Here is an 18,228-nt window from a genome sequence, read left to right as displayed (position 1 = left end):
AAAAAAGGTAATAGTGCTGCGTACCTGTTAAAATCAACGAAGCCTAGTGTATCTCGAAAACTTCAATGGTACTGGCGGAGATCAGACGCCACTTTATATTAAAGCGATAAAGTCGTATGCCGTACACTTTATCATCAAAATTAGTCTTATCGATTAGACTCGCTTCATGAAGAGTCGATGAGTTATTTTGCTTATATGCGGGCCTAGGATCTTGTGCTAAAACCTGTTCAATTAAAGTTTGTAAATTGGGGAATTCTACTTGGACAGAATCTAATGTGTTCCTTGCTTTTTGAGCAAAACTTACATGTTTACTGTTGCTAGGTTGCTCTTGAGCGAAGCCTGCTTTCGCATCTGGTATAGCATCCGAATAGGGAATATAAGGTTTTATATCGACTATAGGGGTTTGGTCGAGCAGGTCTAAACCGGAAATATGCAATTCAACTTGTTTGTTGATATAAGTTATTTTTTCCAAACGTACCACGGACATGCCAATTGGGTTTGGTCTAAAAGTAGAGCGAGTGGAAAAAACACCTGTTTTTTTATTGCCCCCTAAACGAGGAGGCCTCACTAAAGGTTTCCATCCTTGTTGATGAGTGGCATGAAAAACAAAAATGAGCCAAATATGACTAAATTGTGCTAAATCTCTGACTAAATCGATATTATTTGCCTTGTTAAGTAAAACTACTTTTCCTGTGGCAGCAGTGACTATTCCAGGTTGTCGAGGGATGGCAAACTTTTCTTTATAAGGGGAAAATACCCGTGCAATAATCTCGACATTAATATTGGTATTTTGATTTAACGTTTGTTCACTTTCTCGGTTGTTTTTAATCGTATTATTCATTGCTGTTTACGCTTAACAGGTACGCTCGTCCATAACAAACAGTGGTAGCTAAACACTTTTTATCTGCTTCATTTTTTTCTATCAAAGCACAGCCTGAAAAAATAATGGCATTGGCGCCCAAGTCGTACGCTTTTCTACGAGCATTTGTTCTGGCATTGATTTCATCAGGTGCTTGATGATGGGCTTTTTCTTGGCAATCATCGCCTTCTACAGCTCCTAAATATTGATATTTAGGAGCAGCTTGGGAACTTTCTGTATTTTTATTCTTGAGCATGCTTTGTTCATTTTGATAAATTGTCACAGCTGCAGGGCTATAATAATCTTTAAAATTAAGGTTATCTAAATTGGTTTGTACCTGATAACGTGATGAACATGCGGTAATGAAACATAAGATCAAAAAGCTATTTAATGGTTTTATTCGTGTGGTTTTATTCATAATCGCTCAGGAAAGATAATTAGTATACTACTGTGGTATCACCTTATTCTAAGTTAATTCTTTTTGAAAGTATTTAGTCGATTGTCGCTTTGAACTAAAATGTTTAGTTGTAATAAAGCAGGTTTATTTAAAATTAAGCTGATTATAAAACGATGATCTGATCAATCTGGAAAGCCATAACTAGTCCATAGCAAAACAAAAACTTTACATGGTAAATTTTCGATTTTTACGTTAAAAAGAAAGAAATATTCTCAAAAAAGCTAAATTGCAACTGCTGGTTGACAAATTTACAAGTTGGCTTGCTAGTCTGCAACCCTCTGTATTCCTATGATTGCAACTCAAAAATAAAGAAAGGAATGTTAATAATGATTTTAGCCGAAAAAATTATCAAACTAAGAAAACAATTGAGTTGGTCGCAAGAAGAGCTTGCTGAGAAGATGGATGTGTCCAGACAATCAGTGTCTAAATGGGAAAGTACAAATAGTATTCCTGATTTAAATAAAGTGATTAAGTTAGCCGAAATTTTTGATGTGTCGACTGATTATTTATTAAAAGATGACATCGAAATACCGGATCTTCAAAGTGATGGAAAAGAACCGGGTAGTGTTCAGATTAATTTAGAACAAGCTTTACATTATGTAGAAACGAAGCGACTTGTGTCGTCTTTAATCACGAAAGGCGTGGTGTTTTGTATAAGCTCGGTGATCCCATTATTTTTCTTTTTGGCTATGGCCCAAACAGGACGATTAAATATGACTGGTAATGTTGCTGCTGTGGCAGGCATTGTCAGTATATTACTGATGGTGTCTGTTGCCGTTAGTTATTTTATAAAAACGAACCAGTATCAAGCTGAAATAGATTCCATAGAAAATGAGCCTTTTGAATTGTCTTATGGTGTTCATAGTGTTTTTCAAGAAAAACTAAAGGATTTTCAGAATATTTATCATTTTCGTTTATCTCTAGGGATTTTTATGTTCATCATTAGTTTTGTGCCTTTATTAGTGGCTAGTATGTTTATGCAAGGTGAAGGATTAACCTTAATGATGTTGATTGTGTTGTTTATAATTATTGCTATTGGTATTTGTATTGTGTCGCCTGTATCTGCAAAATTTGATGCTTACAACAATATTTTAAAAGACAATGTTAAAGAAACGGAAAAATCAAAAAGAGCAAAACGTGCCGAAAAGCTTGCGGCATTTTATTGGCCATTATTAGTTGCCATCTTTCTAGGTTGGAGTTTGTGGACAATGGATTGGGGTGTCACTTGGATAATATGGCCGGTTGGTGCGGTATTATTTGCGGCATTAATTGGATTAATGGAATTATTTGAGAAAAATGAAACTTAACTAAAACCATACTGAACTTTAATCTAAGCTAAAAACTAAAATCAAGCCTGCACGATTGCTTATGGGGTAAATACCTATAAATGGTAAAGGCTTGTATATTTTTAAAGCTAATTTACCAAATACTGTTTTCGAGTTAAGTTATTTGGTGATTAAAATTTCTTATCCAGTTCAATATTGTTACGTACTTGAGTAGACACGTAAGTTAAACGCAATAGTCATTACCACTATTACAACGATTATGTAATTGAATACATCGTAAAGTTAACAATATATCATTGATGAAAATGACTTTAACAGTAGCAGCGGTTGGTTGTTTTCATTTGTATGTACAATATCGTCTATAATTCTTGATTTTTAACGTGAAATCACATTGTAAGTCACTGTTAAATAATGATTTGTTTTATCGTTAGTTCGCTGGTTGGCTAACATGGACATGGAATATAAATTAAGTAATAATGTCGTCACATTATTTTCATCTATCTGTCATCTATGAGCAGAAGCGATATTTTTCGTGCTTTAATAACACTACTTACTTTAGCCATTTGTCTAACGTTTTCTGTTGTTTCGAGACAATCCGTAGCAGTTGAGCAAACGATCAAAATACCACAACAACGCTCCACGTTTGATATCTCACATGACTATCATAAACAACTGTTAAAAATGGCGCTGGACAAAGCGGCTGAAGGGCGAAAAATTCCCGAGATTCTTGATACGATAAAAATGTCGCAAGGGCGAGCGATTGTAGAACTAAAAAAAGGCGAAAACTTAGATGTTTATTGGTTAGGAAGTAGTAAAAGTCTTGAGAAAGACTTACTAGCGATTAAAATACCGACAACAAGAGGATTAATAGGTTATCGAAAGTTTACTATTCATCAAGATTCTGTAGCTAGTTTTGACCAGATAAAAACGATTGATGAATTAAAAAAATTCTCAGCCTGCCAAGGAGCTCATTGGCCAGATACTAAGATTTTACGCGCGGCTGATCTACTAGTTACAACTTCTACTCATTATGAAGACATCTTTAATATGCTAAATCATAAGCGATGTGATTATTTCCCTCGAAGTTTTCATGACTCATTAACTGAATTGGCATTACGGGCACAAATGTATCCTGATTTAATCAATTATCAAGACATTATTTTACATTATCCTTTCGCGGTTTATTTTTTTACCAGTAAAGCGAATGTTGAATTAGCCCGTTGGATAGAGAAAGGACTCATACTTTTAGCGGAAAATGGTGAAATTGAAAAGTTAATGCAAACGCATCCGTTAACTGCCAATGTTTATCCTTTTAAAGATGAGCATAGAACAGTTTATTTTGAATTGCCTAATGATTTTCTTGAATTAGGAGAAACCGCAAATAACCCTGACTATTGGATTTTACCGAAAGATTTTAATTTAAACACGCTTGAGAACTAACCTTTAAATATTTAATTTTATGCGAAGGGAATCATGGCCAGATAACACGTAAATTATTTGGTTTACCTAGCCATAGAAGAGGACTGCAAGTTAATTTCTACGTTGCTTAATCGCATCGCTTAATAAAGACAACATTGTTTGACTTGCCGTTAAATCAACGCAGGCATCTGTGATACTTTGACCATAGGTTAATGAATCTTTATCAATGACTTTTTGGTTACCTTCGACTAAAAAGCTTTCAACCATCACCCCTGAAATTCCTTTATTACCAGCGATTATTTGACTAGCAATCGATTTTGCCACATCAATTTGTTTATTATGATCTTTATAGCTATTGCCATGACTACAATCGACCATTATTCCTGCATTGATGTTATTGCTAGTTAATTTTTCTAACGTACTATTTATGTCATCTGGATGGTAATTTGGCGTTTTACCTCCGCGTAAGATCACATGAGCGTGAGGATTACCATGTGTTTGATAAATACACATTTGCCCGCTTTTATCAGGAGAATAAAGTACATGCGGTACACTGGACGCTTTTATTGCATCAATTGCAATTTGTATATTGCCATCGGTTCCATTTTTAAAGCCTACCGGGCATGACAGTGCTGAGGCTAATTCTCGATGGACTTGGCTTTCTGTGGTTCTTGCGCCAATAGCGCCCCAACAAATTAGATCTGAAATATATTGACCAGTAACCATGTCTAAAAATTCAGTACCAGCAGGTAAACCTAGTTCGTTAATTTCCATTAATAAATTACGCGCTAAATTCAAACCTTTTGCTACATGGAAAGATTTATCTAAATCAGGATCACTAATTAATCCTTTCCAGCCAACGGTTGTTCTAGGTTTTTCAAAGTAAACCCGCATGACAATGAGTAATTCATTCTTATGGTGTTCATGAAGCGCTTTCAGCTGTTTCGCATAGTCGATAGCTGCATCAGTATCGTGAATAGAACATGGCCCGATAATCACTAATAGTCGATCATCTTCTCCATTAATAATCGCTTCAATGTCTTTCCGGCTTTGAATGATAAAATTAGCAGTATCATCAGAGAGTGGAATTTGCTCAGCTAGTTGGGCAGGAGATACTAAATTCTCGATTAGCGTCGTTCTAAATTCATCGGTTTTGATAGTCATGTCATATTACTTTGGTAATTACTGTCACTTTAAAAGCTAAATACAGGTAATAAGGCTAAGTACAGTAAGGATAAATCATCGCGCTAACATACAGAAAATCGACACCATTGTGAACCGCTTTCACGGTATTAATCATGTTAAATTAATATAAATCAGTATTTGTATCTTTGCAGCCCTGTTTGATTAAGTATTTTTGCCGTAATTTCTTCCACTGAAAGTTTCGTGGTATTTAAAAAAGGTATTTTTTCTTTCTTATAGAGTTTTTCAACTTCTCTCAATTCCATACGGCATTGTCGAGCAGAAGAATATTTACTGTTAGACATGCGTCCTTCTCTAATATCCATTAATCTCTGTGCATCAATGGTTAAGCCAAACAGTTTCTTTTTATGCGGTACTAAAAAGCTTGGGAGTTTTAGCTCTTCCATATCGTCGTCTGTAAACGGATAGTTAGCCGCTTTGATACCGTATTGAAGGGCAAGATATAGCGACGAGGGGGTTTTACCTGAACGAGAAACGCCTACTAAAATGACATCGGCATGTTCATAGTTTGAAATATTCGAGCCATCATCGTTTGCTAAAGAGTAATTAACAGCATCAATTCGGTAATCGTAACTATTTTCATGGATACTATGCGTTCTATGAGCTTTAGGTTTAGCGGAAATACCAAGTTGTTTTTCTAAAGGTGAAACAAAATGCTCAAGAAAGTTGTAAATAATACCATCGCAACTGTCTAGTATTTCTCTGATTTCATGATTGACAAAGGTATGAAATACCAAAGGAGGTTCATTTGATTTTTTTGCGGTTTTGTTGATAAGCGCTTTCACCTCAAGGGCTTTTTCTTTAGTTTCTACAAAAGAAATCGTTTCATGTGCAAAATCTACAGGAAACAAAGAGAGTAAGGCGTGACCAAATACTTCAGATGTAATAGCTGTGCCATCAGAGATATAAAAAGCAGTGCGCATTTTAGGTCCTCATATAATTTTAATGATATTAATATTTCGTAATGTGATATGAAAGTTTTCTTTATATCTTTTAGTTTGAACAATAACCAGTGTAAAATGATCTCAGCTACAATGAAACTTAGGTCTGTTGAACTTACAGTTTAAAACACTGTTGTACTTGAAAAAATAGTAATCGAGACGCTTTAGGTAAGGTTTGGATATTCCAAATCCCCATGAAGCAACCAAGAGAGACTCCATTTCACTACAACCCAAAGGCTATGGCTAATTTAAAACTTAACGTATGTTACAAAGGTTAAAAAAGGTTGAAAAAACATTTAAGTCGTATGACTACATTACACGTTTTACGCCTTGTTATCTTAAAAATTAACCAATAGCAGAGAGTAAAATGAAAGTTCAACAGACCTTATTATAAAATAACCTTTTTAATTTTATCCACATCGGAGAATTTGTCGTGCAGGAATATGTACTTTGGTATGAAGAGTTAGGTATGGGTGATGTAGATCGCGTAGGCGGGAAGAATGCATCACTTGGGGAAATGATTTCAAACCTTTCAAATGTTGGGGTGCAAGTGCCAGGTGGTTTTGCAACAACCGCTTTTGCATTCAACGAATTCTTAGAGCAAAGCGGCTTAAACGACAAAATCTATCAATTACTTGATACGCTCGATGTAAGTGATATTCACGCATTAGAAGCCTGTGGTAACCAGATTCGTCAATGGATAATAGACACGCCATTTTTACCTGAAATGCAGCGAAATATTGAACAAGCATACGAAAAGTTAGCGGGTGAATTTTCTGCAGACGCATCTTTTGCCGTGAGATCTTCAGCCACTGCGGAAGATATGCCTGATGCTTCTTTTGCTGGTCAACAAGAAACCTTTTTAAATGTCCGTGGTTTAGACGCCGTCATGATCGCCATTAAACATGTTTTTGCTTCGTTATTTAACGATCGAGCAATTTCTTATCGTGTTCACCAAGGCTATGATCACCGTGGTGTCGCGCTCTCTGCAGGTATCCAACGCATGGTGCGCAGTGATATTTCATCTTCAGGTGTGATGTTCTCTATTGATACCGAATCAGGGTTTGAAGACGTTGTTTTTGTTACATCAAGCTATGGTTTAGGTGAAATGGTTGTTCAAGGGGCAGTGAATCCAGATGAATTTTATGTTCATAAACAAACCTTAGCAAAAAATAAACCTGCAGTTGTTCGTCGAAATATCGGCTCTAAAGCCATCAAAATGGTCTATACCGATGCTCAAGAGCACGGCAAGCAAGTCGAAGTGATCGATGTTGAAGAGCGCGTCTCGAATCAGTTTTCTTTAACCGATGACGAAGTTCAAGAACTGGCCAAACAAGCGGTTATAATCGAAAAGCACTATCAACGTCCAATGGATATTGAATGGGCAAAAGATGGCTTAGACGGCAAGTTGTATATAGTGCAAGCACGCCCTGAAACCGTTAGAAGTCGTGAAGTAGGCAACGTAATGGAGCAATTCCAACTTCAATCGACAGCCGATATTATTTGTGAAGGGCGCTCTATTGGACAAAAAATAGGTAGCGGTGAAGTGAAAGTTTTAGCTTCACTTGATGAGATGGATAAAATACAAAAAGGTGATGTGTTAGTCACTGACATGACAGATCCCGATTGGGAACCTATTATGAAAAAAGCCTCTGCGATTGTTACGAATCGAGGTGGTAGAACATGTCATGCGGCTATCATTGCTCGTGAAATGGGGATTCCTGCGGTTGTTGGTTGTGGCGACGCAACCAGTAAAATTGCTACGGGTGATGAAGTAACCGTTTCTTGTGCAGAAGGAGATACCGGTTTTATTTATCAAGGTAAACTAGAATTTACTGTCACTACTTCTCAAGTAGATGATATGCCTGAGTTACCTCTGAAAATAATGATGAATGTTGGCAATCCTGATAGAGCATTTGCATTTGCTCGTTTACCGCACGCGGGGATAGGTTTGGCTCGATTAGAGTTTATCATTAATAAAATGATTGGTGTTCATCCTAAAGCGCTCATAAATTTTGATGAGCAACCTGCTGATTTAAAAGATGAAATAAACGATATTATTGCCGGATACTCAAGTCCTACCGAGTTTTATATTGCTAAGTTAACCGAAGGCATTTCCACATTAGCGGCAGCATATTCACCGGAAAAAGTCATAGTTCGTATGTCAGATTTTAAATCTAACGAATACGCGAATTTAGTCGGTGGTGAGCATTTTGAACCTGATGAAGAAAATCCGATGATAGGCTATCGGGGGGCTTCACGCTATATTTCTGAAGATTTTAGAGCATGTTTTGCACTAGAATGTGAAGCAATAAAACGAGTCAGAAATGAGATGGACCTTACTAATGTTGAAGTGATGATCCCATTTGTCCGTACGCTCGAAGAAGCGGAACAGGTGATTGAAATTTTAGCTGAGCATGGTTTAAAACGTGGAGAGAATGGCCTAAGAGTCATTATGATGTGTGAACTACCATCAAACGCTTTATTAGCGGATCAATTTCTCGATCATTTCGACGGTTTTTCAATTGGCTCAAATGACTTAACACAATTAACGTTAGGACTTGATAGAGATTCTGGTTTAATTGCCCATTTGTTCGATGAGCGAAATCCAGCCATAAAAGCCTTATTGTCAATGGCTATCAAGGCATGTAAAGCACGTGGTAAATATGTTGGTATTTGTGGTCAAGGTCCTTCTGATCATGCTGATTTTGCCGCATGGCTTGTTAACGAAGGCATTGATAGCGTGTCGTTAAACCCAGATACAGTTTTACCGACGTGGCTTTATTTAGCAGAGCAACACGCTAAAAGTTAAGTAGAAAGGTTCAATTAACCGTAAAGAATAAAACAGCATTATTAAAGAAAATTAATAATGCTGTTTTTTATGGCGTGATGAAAGCCATTTTGTTGAAGAGAATGTCTTTTAAAGCCTAGTTATTCGTATAAATACGGTGTTGAGTTTATTTGATTGCTCTATTCAACCAAGCAACAGTCAAGCAATCCCACTAGAAATAACTTATGCGCAGCGGTGTAAACTATGAAACGGTTTGTACTGTGTTAGTTTTTTATATTTTTGCCACAATATTTCAATTTTTGTCTCGCCTTCATTACCCGATTTACATGAAAAGACAAATTTCTCTTCAACTTGATTTTCAGGTAATACTTCACCTTGTTCTAACATCAATAATCGTTTTCCTATGACACTTAACAGCTCTGCATCTGCAATAGTAAAGTCGCCTGATTTACTAAAACCACGAGGAAAATGCACATCATCATAAAATCTATCTGTTTGAATAAAACCGTGTATTGTTGTCATGTTTACCTCTGTTGACAGGGGAGATATTTTCGAAGATTATGCGGCTAAGTATTAGTGGTGTAAAACAAATAATAATTATCGTTTCGATAAGAGATAACATAATGGATGTTGAGTTAATAAAAACCTTTTTAGAAGTAAAAGATTGCCGACATTTTGGCAAAGCCGCCGAAAACTTATATCTCACGCAAGCAGCAATCAGCACAAGAGTTCGACAATTAGAAAGATATTTTGGTGTTTCTTTATTTCATCGTGCGAGAAATAACATTCAGTTAACGCCTGCTGGCGAAAGATTAGTACCCCATGCGGAGAATATGCTTAATACCTTAAGGATGGCAAAGCAAGATGTAGCCTTAGCGTCTGATCAAGTTGCTCAAATTTCCATTGCAGGAACTCCCAATACTTGGGATGTATATATTCATGATGCCATCTCAAAAATTTATAATTATCAACCTCAGATAAGTTTAGTAGCTGAAATTTTATCGCGTGAGCAATTAACTCGACAATTATTAGAGCGCTCATTAGATGTCGCTATTTTATTTGATCCACCCAAAGTTGAAGAGTTAAAAATTGAATCATTGCACATGTTCAAATTGATCCCCGTTACTACTTTTGATCATGTGATTGAACAAGGATCAGATGTTGAGCGTTACATCATGATTGATTGGGGGACGAGTTTTATTAACTGGCACGCAAAAGAAGTGTTAGGAATTTCTATTCCCGCAATAAGAACCAGTACCGCTCGTATCGCGCTTGATTTAATGCTGCAATGTGGAGGCAGCGCATATTTACCTGATATGTTAGCAAGGCCTTTTATAGAGCAAGGCACCTTATTTGAAATCCCGAAATTACCGGTGTTTGAACGTGAAGTGTTTAGTGCTTTTCATAAAGAAAATGAAAATGAGCAACGTATTATTGAAATTAAAAATTTATTGAGAAAAGACGATCCAGAAGCACCGGCTATCATGACGCCATAACCAGAATGACATTGATGGTTTTTTTAGCAACACTTGTATGTAAAAGCATCCTTGATTTCACACGCAAAAGTTATGCCTGAATAAAGTAAAAAATTTTTATCGTAAACTAAAAAATATTTTACTTTTCTTACCTGAAAAAAACATAGATTATCCGATTTGAACAAGATTAACTTTTTTGGTGAATAACATGGCAATTGCTACTCAATATGAAATGGATTCCTCAGACGATTTAAACTTTAACGGTGATGACGATTACCCAGAGTTAGATAATAACATTGCTGATTTTGAATTAAGTACGGGGTCATCTGAAGTTAAAAACTCTCGTCAAAATCATAAACGTAACTTCTTGGCTAAAAGGAAAATCGAACAGCTACAAGAAGCGAAACGGCTTAGAAAGTTAGAAGAAGACTATTTTGATGATTGGGATTAGTTTATTTTTAGATAACTTGAGACCTATTAAACTATTTTTTTGATTCTCCTTATTAAATTGTATTCAGTAATTGCGTAAAACTTGGTTTTGCGCAATTAATCACCCGTATAAGACAAATAGAAATTATTTATTCTCTCTTTTGCCAACATCATTGGCTTTTTCATTTTTCTCCCTTAAGCTAGTTCTATAGTTAATTGCTTGTTAGTTAACATCATATTTTATTGTTTAAGGTGAGGTACTTTATCAAAATGGCAAACATTCCTTGGTATAAAAACCCAGAAATGATAGTTGCTTTATCGGCACTTATCATCGGCTTGGTCACTGCCTTTACTTCTATCTATTCTGCCTATGTTGACCGAGAATATGCACGTGCTTCTGTTTGGCCGAGATTAGAAATATTCAGAAGTTTTAACGGCAGTTCTTTTAGTTATGGTGTAAATAATAGTGGTACAGGCCCAGCACTAATCAAATATGCTAAAATTTATGATGGCAGCAAATATTTAAAACATTGGAAAGACGTTGAAGCGTTTAAAAATATTAGACAGTCACATTTAAGTAATCGAACCTTGTCGCCACAAAATAGCATTACACCTGTTTCGTATAAAGGTAAAGATGCTCAAAAGATTGCAGAGGCGGATAATTCAATCAGCATAGAACTTTGTTATTGTTCAATTTATGACGAATGCTGGCTTATTGATAGAAACAATCGTCCTGAAGAGATTGAGGCTTGTATGATTAGTGAAGAACAACAATTTTTACAATAAAAATATAGGTGACTCCATGGATAAAGCGCTGGAAACTATGATCAATAATATGCCTGAAAAAACGGGTAAAACGCTGGAAGAATGGTTTGTCATATTAGCAAAAGAAAATTTTGAGAAACATGGGGTTGCCGTCAAGTTTTTAAAGTCTGAATACGGTGTTACCCATGGTTTTGCTAATACCATAGTAACATTGTCAAAACAGGATGATTCGTCACAACAAGACCTTGTTCAAGCTCAATATCAAGGAAAAGAAAATTTATTACCTCTTTACGAAAAATTGATTTCTATTGTTGAAAGTTTTGGTGATGATGTTGTTATAACGCCGAAAAAAACAAGTGTTAGTATTATTCGTAAAAAACAGTTTGCTTTAATTAAACCGGCCACTAAAACAAGAATTGATTTGGGATTAAAACTTAAAGATGTTGAAATTCAAAGTCGGTTAGCCGATTCTGGCCCCTTTGGCACTATGTGTAGTCATAGAATAGTATTAAATGATCTTGCAGATATTGATGATGAAGTGTTCAAATGGTTAGCGTTAGCTTATGAGAAATCCGTTTAACTATATCAATAAGTATCATTATTATAACCAATAAAATCTTTGATAAAGGGGCAGATATGAATAACTCAAAACAAGAAAAAAAATCTGAACAAAAAGATAAAAACGAAACAAATATGGGAGCTGGAATTGCAATTGGAATTGGCGTAGGTGTGGCAATGGGAACTGCAACAGGTAATATAGGTGTTGGTTTAGCAATTGGTATCGCGATAGGTATTGCGCTTGGCACCAAATTACAAAAAAGTTCTAAGACAGATAAAGATAAATCGAATGAATAAATTCGACATTTAACTTTATTTAACCAACATTAAGTCAATATTAACAAGTTTTAAATAACAGATAACGCACCGAGAGATATGATGATAGCTAAAGGCCAGTTCAATATAAGTTTAACACCTCAAGACGATGAGAGCCCAGCAGGTAGAATGTTAATAGATAAAACTTATACTGGCGATTTAATTGGCTCAGGTATTGGCCAAATGATCAGCAAAAGAACGGTAGCAGGGACTGCGGTATATTACGCTATTGAAGAGTTTTCTGGCCAATTAAAGGGGAGAACGGGCGCGTTTACACTGGTTCATAGTGGCGTTATGGATAAAACATCACAATCGTTAACCGTCACCGTTTTAGCTGGCTCAGGTGAAGGGGAATTCAGTGATCTTTCTGGTACGCTAGATATTATTCAAGAAAACGGAGTACATTCTTATATCTTTAATTATTCGTTGTAATAAATGATGCCATTTCAATTTCAGGACTTATTTTAATATTGTTGTTGCAGTGACAGGCTATAAAATAAAATGTTCTTTGCAAAAAACGTTCATTTTACCTCATGGTAAATTCTATTCACGGTTCTTGATCATTTGAGTTGTTTAAAAGAGTGCCTTAAAAATTAATTTAGCGATGCACTGGCTGAACAACATCATTGCTATTTGCTCGGTTTTTTGAGTAAAAAAATATTCATAATAGTTGAAAAAGTTCTTAAGGTTTTTGATATCTGCCTGTCAAAAATTAAAATGACCATGATATACTTTCTGCACTTTTCTTTTTGTAAGTATTAAAGCTGTTATGTTACCTCGGTTAGATCCTCAAGAGCTTGTTGCTCCGTTATATCAAGATTACGCGAAAACCTTGTCTTTGCTTAACTTTACTGGTGATATCAGTACGAGTTATGGCGCACGTTTAGCTGTGGCAACCGATAACAGTATTTACCAACAATTACCGCAATTAGTCATACATCCGCGTTGCCAACATGATATTCAAATAATCACTGAACTTGCGAGCCAAGATAAATTTCAAGAAATAAAATTTAGTGCTCGCGGAGGCGGTACAGGTACCAATGGCCAAAGTTTAACGCCGGGCATAATTGTCGATTTATCAAAATATATGAATCGTATTTTGGAAATAAACGTTGAAGAAAACTGGGTTAAAGTTGAAGCAGGAGTTGTTAAAGATCAATTAAATGATTTTTTAAGGCCACATGGCTTTTTCTTTTCGCCTGATTTATCAACCAGTAATCGGGCGACTATTGGCGGCATGATCAATACTGACGCATCAGGTCAAGGCTCGTTAGTTTATGGTAAAACATCAGATCATGTTCTTGGTTTAACCTCAGTGCTGGCCAATGGTGAAGTTATCTCTACTGCACCGATGTCAGTTGCTCATGCGGTTGAGTTAGCAACTGAAAATACCACCTTAGGGAGAATCCTGAAACAAGTACTTGCCACAAGTGTTGAAAAACGGGATAAAATTTTAAATAAATTTCCACGATTGAATCGCTTTTTGACTGGCTATGATCTTGAGCATGTTATTAGTGATGATTTACAAACGCTTGATTTATCACGTTTGATCACTGGCTCAGAAGGCTCTTTAGCCTTTGTTTGTGAAGCAAAGTTAAATTTAACGCCTATTTCCAAAGCAAAAACCTTAATTAATATCAAATATGATAGCTTTGATTCTGCACTTCGCCATTCTCCAACCTTAGTTGCAGCGAATGCTACTTCAGTTGAAACCATAGATTCGAAAGTCTTAAATTTAGCTAAACAAGACATTGTTTGGCACTCAGTCAGTGAGTTAATTACTGATGTTGAAGATAAAGTAATGGATGGTATTAATATCGTTGAATATAACGGTGAAAGTCCTGAAGCTTTAGCTGGAGAAATTAAGTTACTAACCACTCAATTAGACAAAGATATTGTCAATGAAACGGGGGTTATTGGTTATCAAGTAACTTCTGATCTTGCCAGTATTGGTAAGCTTTATGCGATGCGTAAAAAAGCAGTGGGTTTGTTAGGCAATACCAAAGGTAGTCAAAAACCATTGGCGTTTGCGGAAGATACTGCCGTTCCCCCCGAGAATTTAGCCGATTTTATCGCAGAGTTTCGTGAATTGCTTGACAGTTATCAATTACATTACGGAATGTTTGGTCATGTTGACGCGGGGGTATTACATGTTCGTCCGGCACTTGATATGTGTGATCCTGAGCAAGAAGTCATTATGCGTGAAATCTCCGATAAAGTGGTGGCATTAACCGCTAAATATGGGGGCTTAATGTGGGGCGAACATGGTAAAGGTTATCGTAGTGAATATAGTCCTGAATTTTTTGGTGAAGAACTATTTAATGAATTAAGAAAAATTAAAACTGTTTTTGATCCACTCAATAAAATGAACCCAGGAAAAATTTGTACGCCAATAGAGTCTACTGAGCAATTAGTTTCGGTAGATGCAGTAAAACGCGGGACGTTTGACCGACAAATTCCTATTGAGGTTAAAGACTCATTTAAATCCGCCTTAGAATGTAACGGAAATGGTTTATGTTTTAATTACGATGCGAATAGTCCTATGTGTCCATCCAGTAAAATTACTCGGGATCGTCGACATTCGCCAAAAGGGCGAGCGGGGTTAATGCGTGAGTGGTTACGTTTATTAGAAAATAAAGGTGTTGATATTTTATCGTTAGAAAAAAATATTAACGGTTGGTCAGTTAAACAGTTACTCAATAAAGTGAAAAATAAACTTGGTAAAGCAAACCAACAAGACTTTTCACATGAAGTGATGGATGCCATGTCAGGCTGTTTAGCTTGTAAAGCTTGTGCAAGTCAATGTCCGATAAAAGTAGATGTGCCAGACTTTAGGGCACGTTTCTTAAATGTTTATCACTCACGGTATTTTCGCCCGTTGAAAGATCATTTAGTCGCCAATGTTGAACAACTTGCGCCGATCATGGCAAAAGCGCCAAACTTTGTTAACTTAGTGTTAGACAATAAACTATACGAAAACGTGTCAAAAGCGACAATAGGTTACGTTGATACACCATTATTATCGGTGCCTACATTAAAAATTAGAACTGAAAGAAATGGATTTGAGCGTTTTGATTTAGAGCGCTTTAAAGGGTTGTCGGCAGAACAAAAAGCACCGTATGTGTTGATAGTGCAAGACCCTTTCACATCCTTTTATGATGCGGGCGTCGTTGAAAAACTGATGCAGCTTATCGATAAATTAGGTTTTAAGCCGGTGTTGGTGCCGTTTAAACCTAACGGTAAACCACAACACGTGAAAGGCTTTTTAACGCGCTTTGCAAAAACTGCAAAAAATACTGCGGACTTTTTAAATCAGTTACATGAATTAGCGATTCCGATGATCGGTATGGATGCTTCATTAGCGTTATGTTATCGCGATGAATACAAGCAAATTTTAGGTAGTGAGCGTGGCGACTTTACCGTGTTACTTGCTCATGAATGGCTTATTTCGATGATCGATCACAATAAACTAAAAATTGAACAAAAGTTGCTTGAAGATAATACTGAATATCAGTTATTTGCCCATTGTACGGAAAAAACAGCGCTGGCAGGCAGTGAACAAGAGTGGGTAAACATTTTTAATTATTTTGGCTTAAGATTAAATAAAGTGTCGGTTGGCTGTTGTGGTATGGCAGGTACTTATGGTCATGAACACGTCAACTTGGCAAATTCAAAAGGGCTTTTTGAGTTAAGCTGGCAGCCTAAATTAGCGAAGGTGAAAGAAGAACAAGTGGTTGTTACCGGTTATTCATGTCGTAGCCAAGTTAAACGATTAGGTCATTTAAAAACCAAACATCCTGTTGAAGTGTTAGTGGCTTCCCTTGCTTAATACGTGTGCTGTTTGATTCTTAAACATTAAGTGATAAACGTTAAAGATTAAACCTGAAAGGATAAAGCAAAAAACCGATCATAAGATCGGTTTTTTATTTTTAAAATCAAGCGAATACTTTAATGTTATGTTTATCAAAAACTATATTACGTAAAGAATTCCCTCGTAATATTAATCTTGATTTCCACGCGTGATAATTTCACGGGCCATTTCATCGGCAACAATCCCCGTTGGTTTATTCTCATTGGCCGCTTTATCAAAAACATTCATTAAAGTATGGTAAATTTTTTCGACTAATTTTGTCGCTTCATTTTCACAATAAGGTTGAGGGTAAATCTCTAATGCTACGTTGATAATGCCCCCTGCATTTATCACATAATCAGGAGCGTATAATATCCCTTTATCTTTTAATAGTTGATCGTGTTTAGCCGCGGCTAATTGATTATTAGCACAGCCAGCTATGATTGAAGCTTTAAATAAGTCAATGGTTACATCGTTCACTGAAGCCCCTAAAGCACAAGGAGAGAATACATCAACGTCTTGATGATAGATATCATCTAAAGCGACGATAGTTGCACCGAATTCACTGGCAGCTTTATCTAAGGCTTCTTGGTTGATATCAGTAACCACTAAGCTAGCGCCTGCTGCATGTAATTTTGCACATAAATCGTAACCAACACTTCCTAAACCTTGGACAGCGACTTTTAATCCTGATAAATCATCTTTACCGAGTTTAAATTTAACGGCTGCTTTAATGCCTAAAAAGGTCCCTAAAGCGGTAAATGGCGCAGGATTACCACTTTTTCCGTCTAGTCCTGCTACAAATTCTGTTTGGCTATTTACAATCGCCATATCACTGGTGGTGATATTAACGTCTTCAGCTGTGTAATATCGACCACCTACATTATTAACCGCACGACCAAAGGCTTCAAAAAGCGCTGTTGACTTAAGTTGTTTTGGATTGCCAATGATGACAGCTTTACCGCCACCGAGTTTCAAGCCCGCCATTGCATTTTTATAGGTCATTCCTTTAGACAGTCTTAATACATCGGTTAGTGCTTGTTCATCATTATCATAATCCCAGAAACGACAACCTCCAGCACCAGGTCCTAATGCTGTGTTATGCACAGCAATAATGGCCTTTAAGCCAGTTGCTTTATCACTACAAAATACCACTTGTTCATGATCATCAAAATCTACTAAATCGAAAAATGCCACTACTTGATCCTCGTGTGCTAAGTTGGTCTCTTTGAAACCTATATTGTAATATTTCTTGCTGCGCACATTACCACTTAGCATGAGCTATAGCTAGTCAGGGATAAAATAAACTGTACGTATACTGACTTAACTTTGTGGCGAATTTTGTACACAAGTTCAGGAGCAAAAAATGAAGAGTTCAAGGATAGCTTGCGTCAAAATAAATCTTTATATATCCTCACTCGCAGACGATAAGTAGTTAAGGTAAAGCAGTATGAGTTCACTTTCTCAATTAACAGATGAAGAAAAACAGCAATGGTTAAAAGATAAATATCAAGTAGCGACTAAATTTTTAGCAGATAAAGGTTTAGTTACTGTCAGTGTGTCTGATGCTGACAGTAGATATATCATTCCACTTTTTTCAGTTTGGAAATTAAATTTAATCGATAAATCAAGTGTTTGGGTTATAGCGGGCGATTTACCTACTGATTATATTGAAACCACTGCTGCAAAAGATGCGAGAGAAGCCGTACGTCATTTTTCTTATAAATGGCAATTGCAAGCGGATCAATTATTACAAGCTGGTATAGCTGAGCAGCAAGAGTTTGCCAATATATTGATCAGTAGAGCAGAGAATTTATATAAAATATTTACGAAAGATGAGATTTGGTGATCAACTTAGTGCGAGCTGATAGATAAAATAA

Annotated in this window: 17 protein-coding genes; 11 read left to right on the top strand and 6 right to left on the bottom strand. The window is 36.3% G+C overall.

The window, feature by feature from the left end:
- Positions 1 to 43: 43 nt before the first annotated feature.
- Both tsaA and rcsF read right to left on the bottom strand, forming a co-directional pair.
- The gene (gene tsaA, locus ABXH06_RS17375; protein WP_353519034.1) at positions 44 to 841 is read right to left on the bottom strand and encodes a tRNA (N6-threonylcarbamoyladenosine(37)-N6)-methyltransferase TrmO; all 798 of its coding nucleotides are present in this window, start codon (positions 839 to 841) and stop codon (positions 44 to 46) included.
- Positions 834 to 1,277, bottom strand: coding sequence for an Rcs stress response system protein RcsF (gene rcsF, locus ABXH06_RS17370; RefSeq protein ID WP_311584664.1), 444 nt, complete (start codon positions 1,275 to 1,277; stop codon positions 834 to 836). Before rcsF ends, tsaA begins: the two co-directional genes overlap by 8 nt.
- Positions 1,278 to 1,642: 365 nt before the next feature.
- On the opposite strand from rcsF, the gene ABXH06_RS17365 reads away from it, so the two are divergent.
- Together ABXH06_RS17365 and ABXH06_RS17360 are read left to right on the top strand one after the other, a co-directional pair.
- Positions 1,643 to 2,623 (top strand): helix-turn-helix domain-containing protein, encoded by a 981-nt coding sequence (locus ABXH06_RS17365; protein WP_311584662.1) that lies wholly within the window; start codon positions 1,643 to 1,645, stop codon positions 2,621 to 2,623.
- A gap of 489 nt (positions 2,624 to 3,112) precedes the next feature.
- A complete protein-coding gene (locus ABXH06_RS17360; RefSeq protein ID WP_353519033.1) occupies positions 3,113 to 4,042 on the top strand; it encodes a transporter substrate-binding domain-containing protein in 930 nt (309 codons plus the stop codon).
- 90 nt (positions 4,043 to 4,132) lie between these two features.
- Here ABXH06_RS17360 and ABXH06_RS17355 read toward each other — a convergent pair whose 3' ends face one another.
- Together ABXH06_RS17355 and ppsR are read right to left on the bottom strand one after the other, a co-directional pair.
- A complete protein-coding gene (locus ABXH06_RS17355) occupies positions 4,133 to 5,185 on the bottom strand; it encodes a 3-deoxy-7-phosphoheptulonate synthase (RefSeq protein ID WP_311584657.1) in 1,053 nt (350 codons plus the stop codon).
- Positions 5,186 to 5,337: 152 nt separating this feature from the next.
- On the bottom strand, positions 5,338 to 6,147 hold the full coding sequence (ppsR, locus tag ABXH06_RS17350) for a posphoenolpyruvate synthetase regulatory kinase/phosphorylase PpsR (RefSeq protein ID WP_353519032.1): 810 nt from the start codon (positions 6,145 to 6,147) through the stop codon (positions 5,338 to 5,340).
- 451 nt (positions 6,148 to 6,598) lie between these two features.
- Between ppsR and ppsA the strand changes: the two genes are divergently transcribed.
- Complete coding sequence (gene ppsA, locus ABXH06_RS17345) at positions 6,599 to 8,977, top strand: phosphoenolpyruvate synthase (RefSeq protein ID WP_353519031.1); 2,379 nt, start codon at positions 6,599 to 6,601, stop codon at positions 8,975 to 8,977.
- A 201-nt stretch (positions 8,978 to 9,178) separates the two neighbouring features.
- On the opposite strand, the gene maoP is transcribed toward ppsA, so the two are convergent.
- Positions 9,179 to 9,478 (bottom strand): DUF413 domain-containing protein, encoded by a 300-nt coding sequence (maoP, locus tag ABXH06_RS17340; RefSeq protein ID WP_311584649.1) that lies wholly within the window; start codon positions 9,476 to 9,478, stop codon positions 9,179 to 9,181.
- 101 nt (positions 9,479 to 9,579) lie between these two features.
- Here maoP and ABXH06_RS17335 point away from each other — a divergent pair, with 101 nt between their 5' ends.
- From ABXH06_RS17335 to ydiJ, 7 genes are all read left to right on the top strand, one after another.
- A complete protein-coding gene (locus ABXH06_RS17335; protein WP_311584647.1) occupies positions 9,580 to 10,452 on the top strand; it encodes a LysR family transcriptional regulator in 873 nt (290 codons plus the stop codon).
- Between the two features lie 187 nt (positions 10,453 to 10,639).
- Positions 10,640 to 10,882: a hypothetical protein gene (locus ABXH06_RS17330; RefSeq protein ID WP_353519030.1), complete on the top strand. Its 243-nt coding sequence runs from the start codon at positions 10,640 to 10,642 to the stop codon at positions 10,880 to 10,882.
- A 248-nt stretch (positions 10,883 to 11,130) separates the two neighbouring features.
- Positions 11,131 to 11,646 carry a hypothetical protein gene (locus ABXH06_RS17325; RefSeq protein WP_353519029.1) on the top strand — a complete coding sequence of 172 codons (516 nt, stop codon included), beginning with the start codon at positions 11,131 to 11,133 and terminating at the stop codon, positions 11,644 to 11,646.
- Between the two features lie 16 nt (positions 11,647 to 11,662).
- A complete protein-coding gene (locus ABXH06_RS17320) occupies positions 11,663 to 12,205 on the top strand; it encodes a DUF4287 domain-containing protein (protein ID WP_353519028.1) in 543 nt (180 codons plus the stop codon).
- A 56-nt stretch (positions 12,206 to 12,261) separates the two neighbouring features.
- A complete protein-coding gene (locus ABXH06_RS17315; RefSeq protein ID WP_311584635.1) occupies positions 12,262 to 12,480 on the top strand; it encodes a glycine zipper domain-containing protein in 219 nt (72 codons plus the stop codon).
- A 78-nt stretch (positions 12,481 to 12,558) separates the two neighbouring features.
- Positions 12,559 to 12,930 carry a DUF3224 domain-containing protein gene (locus ABXH06_RS17310; protein WP_353519027.1) on the top strand — a complete coding sequence of 124 codons (372 nt, stop codon included), beginning with the start codon at positions 12,559 to 12,561 and terminating at the stop codon, positions 12,928 to 12,930.
- Between the two features lie 337 nt (positions 12,931 to 13,267).
- Entirely contained in the window at positions 13,268 to 16,327 is a 3,060-nt protein-coding gene (gene ydiJ / locus ABXH06_RS17305) for a D-2-hydroxyglutarate dehydrogenase YdiJ (RefSeq protein WP_353519026.1), read from the top strand.
- A gap of 171 nt (positions 16,328 to 16,498) precedes the next feature.
- On the opposite strand, the gene ABXH06_RS17300 is transcribed toward ydiJ, so the two are convergent.
- A complete protein-coding gene (locus tag ABXH06_RS17300) occupies positions 16,499 to 17,545 on the bottom strand; it encodes a Leu/Phe/Val dehydrogenase (RefSeq protein WP_311584626.1) in 1,047 nt (348 codons plus the stop codon).
- A 253-nt stretch (positions 17,546 to 17,798) separates the two neighbouring features.
- Between ABXH06_RS17300 and ABXH06_RS17295 the strand changes: the two genes are divergently transcribed.
- Complete coding sequence (locus tag ABXH06_RS17295; RefSeq protein WP_311584623.1) at positions 17,799 to 18,197, top strand: DUF4826 family protein; 399 nt, start codon at positions 17,799 to 17,801, stop codon at positions 18,195 to 18,197.
- Positions 18,198 to 18,228: the final 31 nt, after the last annotated feature.

Origin of the sequence: Thalassotalea sp. SU-HH00458 (assembly GCF_040362795.1) — a bacterium.
Taxonomy (GTDB): Bacteria; Pseudomonadota; Gammaproteobacteria; order Enterobacterales; family Alteromonadaceae; genus Thalassotalea_H; species Thalassotalea_H castellviae.
The sequence above is the reverse complement of the archived record's forward strand: the minus strand, read 5'-3'. Positions and strand labels throughout refer to the sequence as shown.

Coding starts and splice junctions, on each gene's coding strand:
- ABXH06_RS17360 (WP_353519033.1), top strand. CDS start 3,113: ATGAGCAGAAGCGATATTTTTCGTGCTTTAATAACACTACTTACTTTA.
- ydiJ (WP_353519026.1), top strand. CDS start 13,268: ATGTTACCTCGGTTAGATCCTCAAGAGCTTGTTGCTCCGTTATATCAA.
- ABXH06_RS17330 (WP_353519030.1), top strand. CDS start 10,640: ATGGCAATTGCTACTCAATATGAAATGGATTCCTCAGACGATTTAAAC.
- ppsR (WP_353519032.1), bottom strand. CDS start 6,147: ATGCGCACTGCTTTTTATATCTCTGATGGCACAGCTATTACATCTGAA.
- ABXH06_RS17315 (WP_311584635.1), top strand. CDS start 12,262: ATGAATAACTCAAAACAAGAAAAAAAATCTGAACAAAAAGATAAAAAC.
- rcsF (WP_311584664.1), bottom strand. CDS start 1,277: ATGAATAAAACCACACGAATAAAACCATTAAATAGCTTTTTGATCTTA.
- ABXH06_RS17320 (WP_353519028.1), top strand. CDS start 11,663: ATGGATAAAGCGCTGGAAACTATGATCAATAATATGCCTGAAAAAACG.
- ABXH06_RS17295 (WP_311584623.1), top strand. CDS start 17,799: ATGAGTTCACTTTCTCAATTAACAGATGAAGAAAAACAGCAATGGTTA.
- ABXH06_RS17325 (WP_353519029.1), top strand. CDS start 11,131: ATGGCAAACATTCCTTGGTATAAAAACCCAGAAATGATAGTTGCTTTA.
- ABXH06_RS17355 (WP_311584657.1), bottom strand. CDS start 5,185: ATGACTATCAAAACCGATGAATTTAGAACGACGCTAATCGAGAATTTA.
- maoP (WP_311584649.1), bottom strand. CDS start 9,478: ATGACAACAATACACGGTTTTATTCAAACAGATAGATTTTATGATGAT.
- tsaA (WP_353519034.1), bottom strand. CDS start 841: ATGAATAATACGATTAAAAACAACCGAGAAAGTGAACAAACGTTAAAT.
- ABXH06_RS17335 (WP_311584647.1), top strand. CDS start 9,580: ATGGATGTTGAGTTAATAAAAACCTTTTTAGAAGTAAAAGATTGCCGA.
- ABXH06_RS17310 (WP_353519027.1), top strand. CDS start 12,559: ATGATGATAGCTAAAGGCCAGTTCAATATAAGTTTAACACCTCAAGAC.
- ABXH06_RS17365 (WP_311584662.1), top strand. CDS start 1,643: ATGATTTTAGCCGAAAAAATTATCAAACTAAGAAAACAATTGAGTTGG.